This window comes from Bradyrhizobium sp. A11 (assembly GCF_042077125.1).
GTDB lineage: Bacteria > Pseudomonadota > Alphaproteobacteria > Rhizobiales > Xanthobacteraceae > Bradyrhizobium > Bradyrhizobium japonicum_B.
The window spans coordinates 1,896,099-1,909,052 of the sequence record NZ_CP149509.1; the positions used below are offsets into that span (position 1 = coordinate 1,896,099).

The 12,954-nt window shown below is 64.3% G+C and carries 13 protein-coding genes; 5 read left to right on the top strand and 8 right to left on the bottom strand.

The window, feature by feature from the left end:
- The first annotated feature begins 42 nt into the window (after window positions 1-42).
- Window positions 43-933, top strand: a complete 891-nt coding sequence (gene bla, locus WI560_RS08800; RefSeq protein WP_375307669.1) for a subclass B3 metallo-beta-lactamase — start codon at window positions 43-45, stop codon at window positions 931-933.
- 30 nt (window positions 934-963) lie between these two features.
- Here the strand turns inward: bla and WI560_RS08805 are convergent, their stop codons facing one another.
- The gene (locus WI560_RS08805; protein ID WP_375307670.1) at window positions 964-1,941 is read right to left on the bottom strand and encodes an SMP-30/gluconolactonase/LRE family protein; all 978 of its coding nucleotides are present in this window, start codon (window positions 1,939-1,941) and stop codon (window positions 964-966) included.
- 88 nt (window positions 1,942-2,029) lie between these two features.
- Here WI560_RS08805 and WI560_RS08810 point away from each other — a divergent pair, with 88 nt between their 5' ends.
- Window positions 2,030-2,854: an NAD-dependent epimerase/dehydratase family protein gene (locus WI560_RS08810; RefSeq protein ID WP_375307671.1), complete on the top strand. Its 825-nt coding sequence runs from the start codon at window positions 2,030-2,032 to the stop codon at window positions 2,852-2,854.
- Between the two features lie 73 nt (window positions 2,855-2,927).
- Here the strand turns inward: WI560_RS08810 and mddA are convergent, their stop codons facing one another.
- The 4 genes from mddA to WI560_RS08830 all read right to left on the bottom strand — a co-directional run bounded on the left by mddA (window position 2,928) and on the right by WI560_RS08830 (window position 4,632).
- Entirely contained in the window at window positions 2,928-3,701 is a 774-nt protein-coding gene (gene mddA, locus WI560_RS08815; RefSeq protein ID WP_375307672.1) for a methanethiol S-methyltransferase, read from the bottom strand.
- 68 nt (window positions 3,702-3,769) lie between these two features.
- Window positions 3,770-4,027: a hypothetical protein gene (locus WI560_RS08820; RefSeq protein ID WP_375307673.1), complete on the bottom strand. Its 258-nt coding sequence runs from the start codon at window positions 4,025-4,027 to the stop codon at window positions 3,770-3,772.
- 33 nt (window positions 4,028-4,060) lie between these two features.
- Window positions 4,061-4,276: a hypothetical protein gene (locus tag WI560_RS08825; RefSeq protein WP_375307674.1), complete on the bottom strand. Its 216-nt coding sequence runs from the start codon at window positions 4,274-4,276 to the stop codon at window positions 4,061-4,063.
- Between the two features lie 50 nt (window positions 4,277-4,326).
- On the bottom strand, window positions 4,327-4,632 hold the full coding sequence (locus tag WI560_RS08830) for a nickel-binding protein (protein WP_375307675.1): 306 nt from the start codon (window positions 4,630-4,632) through the stop codon (window positions 4,327-4,329).
- A 151-nt stretch (window positions 4,633-4,783) separates the two neighbouring features.
- Between WI560_RS08830 and WI560_RS08835 the strand changes: the two genes are divergently transcribed.
- Complete coding sequence (locus tag WI560_RS08835) at window positions 4,784-6,577, top strand: winged helix-turn-helix domain-containing protein (RefSeq protein ID WP_375307676.1); 1,794 nt, start codon at window positions 4,784-4,786, stop codon at window positions 6,575-6,577.
- Between the two features lie 31 nt (window positions 6,578-6,608).
- Here WI560_RS08835 and WI560_RS08840 read toward each other — a convergent pair whose 3' ends face one another.
- Entirely contained in the window at window positions 6,609-7,580 is a 972-nt protein-coding gene (locus tag WI560_RS08840) for a hypothetical protein (protein WP_375307677.1), read from the bottom strand.
- Between the two features lie 485 nt (window positions 7,581-8,065).
- Here WI560_RS08840 and WI560_RS08845 point away from each other — a divergent pair, with 485 nt between their 5' ends.
- Window positions 8,066-9,778 (top strand): IlvD/Edd family dehydratase, encoded by a 1,713-nt coding sequence (locus tag WI560_RS08845; RefSeq protein WP_375307678.1) that lies wholly within the window; start codon window positions 8,066-8,068, stop codon window positions 9,776-9,778.
- Between the two features lie 12 nt (window positions 9,779-9,790).
- Here the strand turns inward: WI560_RS08845 and WI560_RS08850 are convergent, their stop codons facing one another.
- On the bottom strand, window positions 9,791-10,585 hold the full coding sequence (locus tag WI560_RS08850) for an enoyl-CoA hydratase/isomerase family protein (protein ID WP_375307679.1): 795 nt from the start codon (window positions 10,583-10,585) through the stop codon (window positions 9,791-9,793).
- A gap of 225 nt (window positions 10,586-10,810) precedes the next feature.
- Between WI560_RS08850 and WI560_RS08855 the strand changes: the two genes are divergently transcribed.
- Window positions 10,811-12,031, top strand: coding sequence for an NAD(P)/FAD-dependent oxidoreductase (locus WI560_RS08855; protein ID WP_375307680.1), 1,221 nt, complete (start codon window positions 10,811-10,813; stop codon window positions 12,029-12,031).
- Here WI560_RS08855 and WI560_RS08860 read toward each other — a convergent pair whose 3' ends face one another.
- Window positions 12,032-12,949 (bottom strand): ribokinase, encoded by a 918-nt coding sequence (locus WI560_RS08860; protein ID WP_375307681.1) that lies wholly within the window; start codon window positions 12,947-12,949, stop codon window positions 12,032-12,034. It abuts the gene before it with no gap.
- Window positions 12,950-12,954: the final 5 nt, after the last annotated feature.

Here is a 12,954-nt window from a genome sequence, read left to right on the forward strand (position 1 = left end):
CGACAACAGCCCGTCAAATCAAGAAAAGCAAAGGGACGGAACGTGAGAAAATTAATCATCGCATTCGTTGCGCTGCTGCCGCTGTCAGGCGCTGCGCAGGCCCAGACGGTGAAGGATCTGCTCAACACGCTCAGGGCGAAATGGAACGAACCGACCGAGCCGTTCAAGATCATCGACAACGTCTACTATGTCGGCACCAACGGACTGGCGTCCTACCTGATCACATCGCCCCAGGGGCATATTCTGGTCGATACCGTGATGCCGGAATCGACGTCGCAGATCAGGACGAGCATCGAGAAGCTCGGCTTCAAGGTCAGCGACATCAAGTATCTCATCAATACCCACGCCCATATCGACCACACTGGCGGCCTAGCCGAGTTGAAGCAGGCGAGCGGCGCGCAGATGGTTGCGGGCGAGGCCGACAAGCCCTTGCTCGAAGGCGGCTATTATCCGGGTGCGCAGGAGGAGAAGGCGCTCGACTTTCCGCCGGTGAAAGTGGACCGAACGGTGCGTGAGGGCGATACCGTTGCGATCGGCAGCGTTACGCTAACGGCGCGCGAGACGCCCGGCCATTCGCCGGGCTGCACCAGCTGGGCATTCTCGGTGAAGGATGGCGATGCAACACGCTCCGTGCTGATCTTCTGCAGCGGCACGGTCGCGCTGAACCGGCTTGTCGGCAGCCCGACCTATTCCGGCATCGTTGACGACTATCGCAAGACCTTTGCGCGTGCCAAGGACATCAAGGTCGACATCCTGCTGGCTCCTCATCCCGAGATGTATAAGATGGCCGAGAAGCGCGCCAAGCTCGCCGGCGGCGGACCCAATCCGTTCGTCGATCCCGGCGAGTTCAAGGTCTATGCGGCATCGCTGGAGAAGGCCTTCGAAGAGGCGCTCGTCAAGCAGACCGCAGCGGCTCAGGAGAAGAAGGGGTAGGGGCGGTAGGTCGTGGGCGCGCTGTGGAGCCTATCCTCCCACAGCGCCCTGCGTATTCACGTACAGCGCGTAGATCGACTGGCTTGCCGCCATGAACAGGCGGTTGCGCTTGAGCCCGCCGAAGCAGACGTTGGCGCAGCGCTCGGGCAGCGCGATGCGGCCGATCATGACGCCGTCGGGCGCGAACACCACGACGCCGTCGAGCTCGGGATCGCCCATGCCCCAGCCGCACCAGAGGTTGCCGTCGATGTCGCAGCGCATGCCGTCGGGCGTGCCGGGACCGGCATCGATGTGGACGCGCTTGTTCGAGATCGCAGTGCCGTCGGCCGAGACGTCATAGGCGAGGATCTTGCGGTTCGGTACGCCGCGCGATTCCACGACGTAGAGGATTGTCTCGTCCGGCGAGAAGCACAGCCCGTTCGGCCCGAGCACGCCCTCGGCGACGATGGTCGCCTTTCCGGTTGCCGGATCGAGCCGGTAGACGTTCGGCTCGATCTCGGGCTCGGCCTTGTAGCCCTCGTAATTGCCGAGCAGGCCGAAGGTCGGATCGGTGAACCAGATCGAGCCGTCCGATTTGACGACGACATCGTTCGGCGAGTTCAGCTGCTTGCCGTTGAATTGATCCATCAGCACCGTGATGCTGCCGTCATATTCGGTGCGCACCACGCGCCGTCCGCCGTGCTCGCAGGTGACGAGCCGGCCCTGGCGATCGCGCGTGTTGCCGTTGGCGAAGTTCGAGGGCTTGCGGAATACGCTGACGGCGCCGGTCTCCTCCTCCCATTTGATGATGCGCTGGTTGGGGATGTCGCTGCAGAGGAGATAGCGCCCGTCGCCGAACCACACCGGTCCTTCGGCCCAGCGCAGGCCGGTCGTGAGCCGCTCCACCGCCGACAGTTTCAGCCAGTATTTCTCGAAGCGGGGATCGAGCGCGTGGATGGCCGGATCGGGATAGTAGCTCGCCGGCCGCCAGCCCGGCCGTTCCTGGGTGTGGGACGATGCCTCATTCATGTCGGTTCTCTCGTTTCGTTCCCTCTGGACAATCCTGCTATCATTGGAGACACCTGACCGCAATTCGGACACCACAGGCGAGGAAGACATGCCGCGTATTTTGATGACGGGAGCTTCAGGCGGAATCGGCACCAGCCTGCGAAAACTGCTGCCGCCGATCTATCCGGATCTGCTGCTCTCCGACATCAAGCCGCCCGCGGATCTCGGTGCGAACGAGAAGTTCAAGGCGGCGGACCTCGCCGATCTCGCGCAATGCGAGGCGATCTGCGAGGGCGTCGACGGCATCCTCCATTTCGGCGGCTATTCGGTCGAAGGCAGCTGGGACCAGATCCTCCAGGCCAACATCATCGGCGGCTACAATCTGTTCGAGGCGGCCTACCGGAAGGGCGTCAAGCGCGTGGTGTTCGCCTCGTCGAACCACGCCGTCGGCTTCTATCCGCGCCACCACAGGATCGGCACCGACGTCACTGCGCGGCCCGATAGCCGCTACGGCGTCAGCAAGGTGTTCGGCGAGGCCGTCGGCGCGCTCTATGCCGACAAGCACGGGATGAAGGTGACGTGTCTGCGCATCGGCAATTTCGGCGACATGCCGCTCGACCAGCGCCGGCTCTCGATCTGGCTCAAGCCCGACGACCTCGTGCAGCTCTGCCGCATCGGGCTCGAGCATCCCGACATCCATTTCGAGATATTCTATGGGGCCTCCTTCAACGAGCGCGCCTGGTGGGACAACCACCGCGCCTACGAATTCGGCTATCGCCCCACCGGACGCGCCGAGGATTTCCGCGAGCACGCCATGGCGGAGCAGGCCAAGCTGAAGCCGGATCCGGTCGGCGATTACTTCCAGGGCGGCACGTTCTGCAGCATGGAGTTCGATGCTGACCCCAGCCGGATCATCGATTGGACGAAGCGTTAGAGAAGCGCGCTCGGCATGGTTTTGAGCGGCCGAAGCCTTGCTCGGCCGCTCAAACCCTACGCTCGCGCCGGGATCAGAATAGGCCCGGAATCAACATCGCCACCCTCTCCCGGTAGTGGCGGTACTGATCTCCGAACAGAGCGACCAGGTCGCGCTCCTCCAGCCAGATCCCGACGAAGATGTAGGCCGTCGTCACCGTCGCGAACAGCAGGTGACCGAGCGTCATGGTGGGCGTCGACCAGAACGCGATGATGAAGCCGAGATAGATGGGATGCCGGATCAGGCGGTAGAGGCCCGGCGTCCGGAACTTCATCGGCTCGGCAAGCCGTCCCGCGAAGTGGCTGATGACTTGCGTTAGCCCGAACAGTTCGAAATGGCTGATCAGGAACGTGCTGTACAGCACGATGAGCCAGCCGGCGAAGCTGCTGGCGACGGTGGCGTAAACAGCAATCGGCGTCTCGAACTCCCAAACGATGGGCGTGACGGGACGCCACTGCCAGAACAGCAGGATCAGGCTCAGGCTCGCCAGCAGCACGTAGGTGCTCCGCTCGATCGCGGGCGAGGCGAAGGCGGCGAACAGCTTCTTGAAGCCCTGCCGCGCCATGCCGCTGTGCTGGACGGCGAACAGCGACATCAGCGCGAGGTCGATCATAAGGGCCTGTCCGGTCGAGCCGGTCGCGCCGCTGTCGATTGTCTTGGGCACGACGAGCTGCGCAATGAAACCGACGGCGTAGAGAAAGGTCACGAAGAAGACGAGATAAGCGAGCACGCCGTAGCCGAGCACGAAGCTTCGTGCCGCCAGCGAGCTTGCGGTCTGAACAGGTCCGTTATGCATGGTGATGGACATGATAGAGTTTCCAGTTTCGTAGTGAAGGATTCAATGGCTGATCAGTGGGCGTACCACTGCTGCCTTCGTCACATTGCAAAGGTTGTCGGAACCGTCGCGGCCTTGCATCTGCCGGGGCTTTTTTGGACCGTTGCGCTGCCACTCACGCCTTCGGTGCGATGATCGTCGAACGTCGTTGCAGCCGACGCCAGAGCAAGCGAGATCAGGACGGCACCGGTCGTGCCGATCGCCAGCGCGGCGGTTCTGAACTTGAAATTTCCAGGCCTGATATTCCTGAGATCGGAGGCCTTGGCTTCGGAAGCGTCGGATTGGGAAAAAGAACTCATGACTATTTCCTCGAATTGAAACGGTTGCTGGGATCAAATCCTCTGATGGTGATGCGTGTCTCGAACCGGGCTGCCATCGCTGGCCGTGGTGCCGTTGCAACCCTTGGCGAACTGCATTGCGGCTTTCTCGCGGTTCGCCAGCATGCTTGCGACCGACCGATTGATGAGCCGGCGAAGCCGCAGCGGGATGCTGGCGAGATATCGCCGCGGGAGGCTCAGTGCGGGCGGCGCCTGAGACTGAATGGACATTTCCTAATCCTTTCACGGAATCACGAGTCGAGGACGGCGCCCGCGTTGATCTATTCGGCAGCCGCCGTCTGCTGGATGGGATCGCCGCGAACGACCACGGTGGTGCCGACCTTGTAGAATTCCTCGCCGGGCATGCCGACGCGCCGCGCATGCTCGCGGATCGAATCCCCATCGCGCGCCTCGTAGATGCAGAAGGTGCCGATGCGGCCGTCCGCCTCATGGACCACATAGCTGCGGATCCAGCGGACGCGGTCAGACATTTGCTCGTTGCCGATCCGCGCGGACTTCGCGCCGGCGGCTTCCAGTTCACTCAGGTTCGCCCAAGCGCTTGGGCGGCGAATGACATAGAGTTCCATCAATAGCTCCTCAGGGTTGTTGCCTGCGGGTCGAGAGCAACCCGAGGCCGTGAGGAGCTATAGGCGTGGCCGGTGCTGACCGTCCTTACTGCGGCCTGATCATTGCCTGATCCTTGTCTGAACCTTTTCCGCCTGGCCCGGACTCAACGATATGACCCTCAGGTTTGGACCCTTCGAGCTGGATGAAGCGGGCCGTGCGCTGATGCACGCGCAGAAGGAAGTCGCGTTGCAGCCGCGTGTGTTCGATCTGCTGGTCTACCTGATGCGCAACCGGGATCGGGTCGTCACCAAGGACGAACTGCTCGAGGCTCTCTGGCCTGACGTAACGGTCACGGACAACTCGCTGCAGCGAGCGGTGAGCATGCTGCGCGGTGTGCTGCGCAAGGGCGGCATGGACAGCGCCATCCGGAATATGCCGGGCAGAGGATATCGTTTCTGCATCGAAGGCCCATCGGAGCTGCAGGTTGCCGCTCCTGGTACGACGGACGGGCAAGCCGCGGACGTGCGAGCACAAGCGCGAAGCGCTGCTGCCGCACAGGTCTGGAGCGAGGCCGCGGCGCTGTTCGAGACGGCCGATATCGCCGATTCCCTCGATGGCGCCGACTTGCACCAGTGGGCGCTGGCTCTGCAGTGCACCGGCAAGGCCGATGCAGCCGTTCCTGTTTTGGCTCGCGCGGTTGCCGCCCATATCAGGGCCGGCAAAGTGCCGCCGGCTGTCGTCGACGCCGTCACACTCTCCGGCTTACACTTCGAGCGCGGCCAGGCGGCGATTGCCAAGGGCTGGCTGGCCCGTGCTGAGGATTGGGCCTCCGAGATCGAAAACCCGGCCACGACTGCGTTGACACTTTGGATGAAGTCGAAGGTCGCCGCGTTCGACGGCGAGCCTGAACAGGCGCTTTCGCTTGCCGATGTTGCCTACAGCACGGTCCGTCACAAGGACGCTGTTGGCATCGAGGCGCTGAGTCTTGCCTATCGCGGGTTCTACCGGTTGTGTCTGGGAGATACTCGCGCAGGACTGGCGGATCAGGACCTTGCCGCCGCGATGGCGCTCTCCAGCGGCGATATCGATCCGATCATCGGAGGCATCCTCTACTGCAACATCCTGTGGGCTGCGCGGATGTTCGGAGATTGGGCGAGAGCCGACCAGTGGACGCTGGGCTACCAGAAATATTGCACCGAGAGCGGGATGGAATTGACCGGCTCGTGCCAGCTCCATCGGTCCGAAGTTCTCGGCGTCAGAGGCTCGCTTGGTGAAGCATTGTCGCGCATTCAAGATTCGCTGGCACGGCTCACCACTGATGCTCCATGGGCGATCGGCGATGCCAATCGCGTGCTGGCTGACATCCATGCTGCGATCGGCAACGACGACGCCGCTCTCGAAGCCTATGAAAAGGCCTATGCTTTCGGCTGGTGCCCTGAGCCCGGCCGGGCCATGCTCTTGCTGGAACGTGGCGAGGCGGAGGCCGCCTATGCCAGTCTCGAACGTAGCTTGATCGGAAAGACCTGGTGGACCTTGCAGAGGCGAGGGATTCTATTTGCACATTTGGCGCTCGCCGCCGCGCATACAGGTCGCCATGAGCAGGCCCTCGAGCTGATCGAAGAACTCTCCGGAAGTCCCGACCGATGGCCGATGCCGTCGATTCGGGCATTGACGAACGAGGCGCAATCGATCCTCGCCCATGCGCGAGACGACTACGACTCTGCGCTGCGGCATCTTCATCTGGCCCGGCAGCTATGGTCGAGCATCGACGGGCGAGTGCAGGCCGTTAGGCTGAGGCTCCGCATCGCGAAGCTGCAATTGGCGCATGATGACGTTCGAGGCGCTTCGGCGGAAATCCACGCAGCCCAGCTCCTGGCAAGCGAACTCGGCTCGCGGAAGTACGGGGCTGAATGCGCGGCTTTGCGGCGCGAGGCTGATATCCGAACGAGCGGACGCGCTGCCTAGCGACCGTCCACGCCGTTCGTGCAGCCCGACATCAAAAATGCAAGTTGAGGCGCAACAGTGCCTGGTGCCGTTCGAACTGCTCCAGGTTGAGACTGCGATTGTCGCCGATCGCCTTGCCTGCAACCTGCATCTGCCATGTCCCGGAGATGCCGACTTCCTTCGAGATGCTGTAGGAGAAGGTCGGGCCGGCGAACACGGCATCGCCGAGGAAGCGGTCGAGTGCGCCGCCGTCATAGGCCCGCGCGTAGCGTACGCCGAGGCCAAGCACGAGTTCGGGCTGCACCGCGTACGAGATCGCTGCCTGGAGCTGCATCTCGGAATCGTGTCGCCAAAGATTGGTGGCGATCTCGCGGGTTCCGCCGGTCCCGAACCAGACGTTGAACGCCGCAAACAGCCTGTCCTTGACCAGCTCGCGATCGAATAGCGCGGCAAACTCCGCGCCATATTGCTGGATATGCAGGCCGCTGGCGTCGTCGATCCGGCTCCAGCCGGGCTGTGCGTGGAGGGTCAGCCCGAAGGGCGCGACGGTGCGATCGAGCAGCTTGTAGCGCAGTTCGAGCGCGGCGCCGCCGAAAGAGACGTCCGAATGATCGGCAAGTCCCGGAACGCCGTTGATGCGCTGTCCGCTCAGTGCAAACCCGGGTGCGATCCGGAAATTGTCCGAGACCGTGTACTTGACCTGATTGAGATTGGCCCAGGCCGCGTAGCTGCCGGAGCGCTTGCCGAACGCACCGACATTCTCGAACTCGATCTCGATATCGCCGGGCTTGCCGATGTCGGAGCCCATGCTGAAGCCGAAAATGTGCTCGGTGTCGATCTCCGCGTGGGCCGACGGCAGGCCGCCCGCCAGCTTGTTGGCGCCGAGGCCGGGCGCGGAGCCGGGCCACGGAGCCGCATATGCGAGGCCGCGTGCGCCCTCATCAGCGGAGGCGGAGACACAACTCGCCAGATGACCGACGATGGTCGCCGCCGCCAATGCGCCCGGGAAGCTCGATCTTCTCACCACGACAATCCACCAACCTGCGCAAACCAAGGGACCGATCGACGCAGGGGTTCTGGGTTCGCGCACAAGCCCCCTGCGATTGCAAGTCATTCGCAAAAGGATCCCATAGAATGACCGGGAATGCAACTACTTGCTAATCGTTCTTAGTTGCGTTCGAGGCCAGAACCGCGTGTCGAAGGCTGGAGAGTAAGAAGTCTGGTAGTGGCGCACGGGTGCTGGTGGGTCCACGATGTTCAGCTGCGTGCGCGTTGGAGTTCCACGAACGGTGCCCGAGAAGCTGGAAAACTGGCAGCACTCCGCGCTGGTTGGGGAGCGTCGAGACGGCAAACCCGATGCAGGATCACCTTGCAGTTGAAACGGCGACGGGCCGTGAGATGCTCGCCTGCGGGAGGGCGCCCGGCCACCAACTCTCAGGCCTGCAACCCGGCTTATTGACAATCAGGGGGCCGGCCTTACCACGACTTCAAAGCTGAAGGAGCGACCTGATGACGAGTGGCTTGCGCAAGGGTTTGACGAGCTATGGCGACGCCGGCTTCTCGCTGTTCCTGCGCAAGGCGTTCATCAAGGCGATGGGCTATTCCGACGACGCGCTGGAGCGCCCGATCGTCGGCATCACCAACACCTATAGCGACTACAATCCCTGCCACGGCAACGTTCCGCAGATCATCGAAGCCGCCAAGCGCGGTGTGATGCTGTCCGGTGCGATGCCGTTCGTGTTTCCGACCATCTCGATCGCCGAGAGCTTTGCGCATCCGACCTCGATGTATCTGCGCAACCTGATGGCAATGGATACCGAGGAGATGATCCGCGCCCAGCCGATGGATTCGGTGATCGTGATCGGCGGCTGCGACAAGACGCTGCCGGCGCAGGTGATGGCGGCGATCAGCGCCGACTTGCCGACCGTGGTGATTCCGGTCGGCCCCATGGTGGTCGGCCATCACAAGGGCGAGGTGCTGGGCGCCTGCACCGATTGCCGCCGTCTCTGGGCGAAATATCGCGCCGGCGAGATGGACGATTTCGAGATCGAGGCGGTGAACGGGCGTCTGGCGCCGTCGGTCGGCACCTGCATGGTGATGGGCACGGCCTCGACCATGGCCTGCATGATCGAAGCCATGGGCCTGTCGCTGCCGATGAGCGCGACGATTCCGGCGCCGCATGCCGAGCGCTTCCGTCTCGCCGAGGCGAGCGGGCGGGTTGCCGCCGAGATGGCCAAGACCAAGGGGCCGAAGCCGAGCGAGCTGCTGACCCCGGCCTCGTTCAGGAATGCGCAGGTGGTGCTGCAGGCGATCGGCGGCTCGACCAACGGCCTGATCCATCTGACCGCGATGGCGCATCGCTCGCCGCACCGGCTCGACCTCGAAGCGTTCGACCGGATCGGCCGCGAGGTGCCGGTGCTGGTCGATCTCAAGCCGTCCGGCGAGCACTATATGGAGCATTTCCATCACGCCGGCGGCGTGCCGAAGCTGCTGGCGCAGCTCGGCGACCTCGTCGATCTCGATGCCAGGACGATCTCCGGCCAGACGCTGCGTGATGTCGTGGCGCATGCGGAAGACGTGCCCGGCCAGGACGCGATCCGCTCGCGCGACAATCCGATCAAGAAGGAGGGCGGCCTTGCCGTGCTGCACGGCAACCTCGCGCCGCGCGGCGCGGTGATCAAGCAATCGGCGGCGAGCCCGAAGCTGCTCAAGCATACCGGGCGCGCGGTAGTGTTCGAATCCGTCGAGGACATGACCTTGCGGGTCGACGATCCCGATCTCGATGTCACCGCCGAAGACGTGCTGGTGCTGCGCAATGCCGGCCCGAAGGGGGCACCGGGCATGCCGGAGGCCGGCTATCTGCCGATCCCGAAGAAGCTCGCGCGCGGCGGTACCAAGGACATGGTCCGCATCTCGGATGCGCGCATGAGCGGCACCGCGTTCGGCACCATCGTGCTGCACATCACTCCGGAATCCGCCGTGGGCGGGCCGCTCGCCCTGGTGCAGAACGGCGACATGATCAGCCTGGACGTCGCCAGGCGCAGCATCGAGCTGCTGGTCGATGCGGCCGAGCTGGAGCGGCGCCGCGCCGCCTTGAAGCCGATTGCTGCGCCGGAGGAAGCACGCCGCGGCTACGCCTGGCTGTTCAACGAGACCATCATGCAGGCCGACGAGGGCTGCGATTTCGACTTCATGCAGAGGACCGGCCCTGCGAAGGGTTGAGCGAGCGCGGCGCTACTTGCCCTTGCTGGTGAATTTTTTCACGGCGGTGCGGAAGTCCTCGGTGTTCATCGCCATGATGATCTTGTGCTCCTCGGCATCGAGCTGCTGCTTCACCGGCGTGGTCGCGGCCTGATAGACCAGCTGCTTGGTGCCGGCGATCGCAGCCGGCGGGTTCTGCGCCAGACGCTCGGCAAGCTGTCGCGTCGCCGCCTTCAGCTCCGCGGCGGCAACGACCTTGGCGACCAGGCCCCATTGATAGGCCTGCTGCGCGGTGAAATTGTCCTCGGACAGGAAGATCTGCAGCGCCCGCCGCGATCCGACAGTGCCGACGATGCCGACCGTGGAGCCGCCGTCCGGCGACACGCCGATCTTGGCATAGGCTGGCGTGAACTTGGCGTCGTCGGCGGCGATGCAGAGATCGGTGACGAAGGCGAGGCCCATGCCGGCACCGGCGGCCGAGCCGTGCACGCTCGACAGCGAGATCTTCGGCATGCGCCTGACGATCTCGATGAAGGCATGATAGTGCTTCAGGAGCTCGCCGACGACCGGCGTCACGGTGCCGGCCTCGGCGGCCGCCCCGATCGTCTGCAGATCGCCGCCGGCCGAGAAGGCGCGGCCTTCGCCTTCGATCACCAGGACCTTGATGGCGTCGTCGCCCTCGATATAGGCCGCGAGCTGCTCGAGCTTCTGCGCAATCGCAAGGTTGATCGAGTTGTATGCGGCAGGGCGGTTGAGCGTGATGGTCGCGATCGGGCCGTCGATCCGCAGCAGGGCGGGATCGTCGGGCTTTGAAACGGGAGCTGGCATTCTTGAAATCCCCGGCATGAGGTGATTGCTGCAACTAAATCGCAGAAGCCGAGAGGTGACAATCCCCGCCTGCTGCTCTTGCACTGGGCCAAACGATAGGCTCAAATGGGCAGGCCTTTTCCAAGGGACGGACACGAGCGCCGGCTCCTCGTAAGGTCAGCAACCAGAATCAGCGAGAGGAGATGGCATGGGTCGCGCTCGTGTCTTCGGGAAGTGGGCTGTCGAATGAGCGACGGTCCGGTGATCATCGTCGGTGCCGGCCATGGCGGCTACCAGGTCGCGGCATCGCTGCGCCAGGCCGGCTTTTCCGGCCGCGTCTGCCTGATCAACGACGAGGCGCATCTGCCCTATCAGCGGCCGCCGCTGTCCAAGGCTTACATCAAGGGCTCGGCCGGTCCCGAGAGCCTGATGTTCCGCCCCGAGAAGTTCTACCACGACCAGAACATCGAGCTGATCGCCGGCCGCGCGGCCTCGATCGACCGCGCCGGGCACAAAGTGCATCTGGCCTCCGGCGAAACGCTTGGCTACGGCCATCTCGTGCTGGCGACCGGCGCGCGCAACCGGCTGCTCGATCTGCCCAACGCCAACCTGCCCGACGTGAAATATCTGCGCATCCTCGACGAGAGCGAGGCGCTGCGGGCGATCATGCCTTCGAAGACGCGCGCCGTGATCATCGGCGCCGGCTTCATCGGCCTCGAATTCGCCGCCACCGCGCGGATCAAGGGCCTCGAGGTCGATGTGCTCGAGCTCGCCCCGCGTGTGATGGCGCGGGCGGTGACGGCGGAGGTGTCGGAGTATTTTCAAGAGCGTCATCGCGAGGCCGGCATCCGCATCCACCTCGGCGTCCAGGCGACCTCGATCGAGGCGGAGGGCGGCAAGGTCACCGGCGTCTCCCTGAGCGACGGACGGCATCTGCCTGCCGACCTCGTCGTGGTCGGCGTCGGCGTGCTGCCGAACATCGAGCTCGCGGCCGAGGCGGGGCTTCCGGTCGCCGCCGGCATCATCGTCGACGAATATCTTGCGACGGCCGATCCAGCCATCTCCGCGATCGGCGATTGCGCGCTGTTCGCAAGCCCGCGCTTCGGCGGATCGCTGCGGCTGGAATCGGTGCAGAACGCAACCGATCATGCCCGCTGCCTCGCGGCGCGGCTGACCGGCGACAAGAAGCCTTATGACGGCCATCCCTGGTTCTGGAGCGACCAGGGCGACGACAAGCTCCAGATCGCAGGGCTGACCACCGGCTATGACCGCGTCGTGCTGCGCGGCAGCCCCGCGAACAAGGCGTTTTCGGCCTTCTGCTACAAGGGCGACAGGCTGCTCGGCATCGAATCGATCAACCGCGCCGGCGATCACATGTTCGGCCGCCGCCTGCAGGCCATGGACCGCTCGATCACGCCGGAGCAGGCCGCGGACGAAAGCTTCGACCTGAAGAGCGCGCTGGCGTAATCAAGAGGCACCGAGAACAGCCTTGACCTCCGCGGCCGTCGGCATCGACGGCCCCGCGCCCATCCGCTGCACGCTGATCGAGGCGGCGGCATTGGCGAAGGTAAGGGCGGCGCGCAAAGGCACATCGTCGGCAAGTTGCGCGGCGAGCGCGCCGACAAAGCAGTCGCCGGCGCCGGTGGTGTCGATCGCCTTCACGGCGCGCCCCGGCACGGTGATCTCCTCGCGCCCGGCAAGCGCAAGCACGCCGCGCTTGCCGAGCGTGACGCAGATGGTCTGATCCTGACGCGCCTGAAGTTTTCGCGCGACGTCGATAATCCTTGCGGCCTCATCGTCGTCCGACAGCTCGCTGTCCCCGAGGAAACCGAGCTCGGTCTCGTTCAGCACGAGGATGTCGACCAGCGCCAGCAGCTCGCCCGGCATCTTCTGCGCCGGCGCAGGGTTCAAGACAGTCACGGCGCCGGCCTCACGCGCGCGCCCGAAGAATGCAGCAATCGTCGGCAGCGGGATCTCGAACTGGCTGACCGCGACGTCGCCCTTCAGCAGCGGCACCACCTCGACGTCCTCAGCGCCGACCAGCCCGTTCGCCCCGGGAACGACGACGATGGTGTTATCGGCCTCCGCCACCGTGATGATCGCGGTCCCGGTGTGCGCCTCGGCCGTCTCCACGACATAGCCGAGATCGATGCCTTGGTCGCCGAGGAAGGTCCTCAGCTCGGCCCCGAACGAATCCTTCCCCAGCCGCCCGATCAACGTCGTCCCGGCGCCGAGCCGTGACGCTGCCACGGCTTGGTTGGCGCCTTTTCCGCCCGGAAAGTACAGCACCTGCCGGCCCGCGACGGTCTCGCCGACCTTCGGATGGCGATCGGCCGTCGCCACCACATCCATGTTGATGCTGCCCGCAACGAAGACGCGTCCCATCTCAA

Excerpts from the sequence above, each read along its gene's own strand:
- WI560_RS08805 (WP_375307670.1), bottom strand. The coding sequence starts at position 1,941 with ATGAATGAGGCATCGTCCCACACCCAGGAACGGCCGGGCTGGCGGCCG.
- WI560_RS08810 (WP_375307671.1), top strand. The coding sequence starts at position 2,030 with ATGCCGCGTATTTTGATGACGGGAGCTTCAGGCGGAATCGGCACCAGC.
- mddA (WP_375307672.1), bottom strand. The coding sequence starts at position 3,701 with ATGTCCATCACCATGCATAACGGACCTGTTCAGACCGCAAGCTCGCTG.
- WI560_RS08820 (WP_375307673.1), bottom strand. The coding sequence starts at position 4,027 with ATGAGTTCTTTTTCCCAATCCGACGCTTCCGAAGCCAAGGCCTCCGAT.
- WI560_RS08825 (WP_375307674.1), bottom strand. The coding sequence starts at position 4,276 with ATGTCCATTCAGTCTCAGGCGCCGCCCGCACTGAGCCTCCCGCGGCGA.
- WI560_RS08830 (WP_375307675.1), bottom strand. The coding sequence starts at position 4,632 with ATGGAACTCTATGTCATTCGCCGCCCAAGCGCTTGGGCGAACCTGAGT.
- WI560_RS08835 (WP_375307676.1), top strand. The coding sequence starts at position 4,784 with ATGACCCTCAGGTTTGGACCCTTCGAGCTGGATGAAGCGGGCCGTGCG.
- WI560_RS08845 (WP_375307678.1), top strand. The coding sequence starts at position 8,066 with ATGACGAGTGGCTTGCGCAAGGGTTTGACGAGCTATGGCGACGCCGGC.
- WI560_RS08850 (WP_375307679.1), bottom strand. The coding sequence starts at position 10,585 with ATGCCAGCTCCCGTTTCAAAGCCCGACGATCCCGCCCTGCTGCGGATC.
- WI560_RS08855 (WP_375307680.1), top strand. The coding sequence starts at position 10,811 with ATGAGCGACGGTCCGGTGATCATCGTCGGTGCCGGCCATGGCGGCTAC.
- WI560_RS08860 (WP_375307681.1), bottom strand. The coding sequence starts at position 12,949 with ATGGGACGCGTCTTCGTTGCGGGCAGCATCAACATGGATGTGGTGGCG.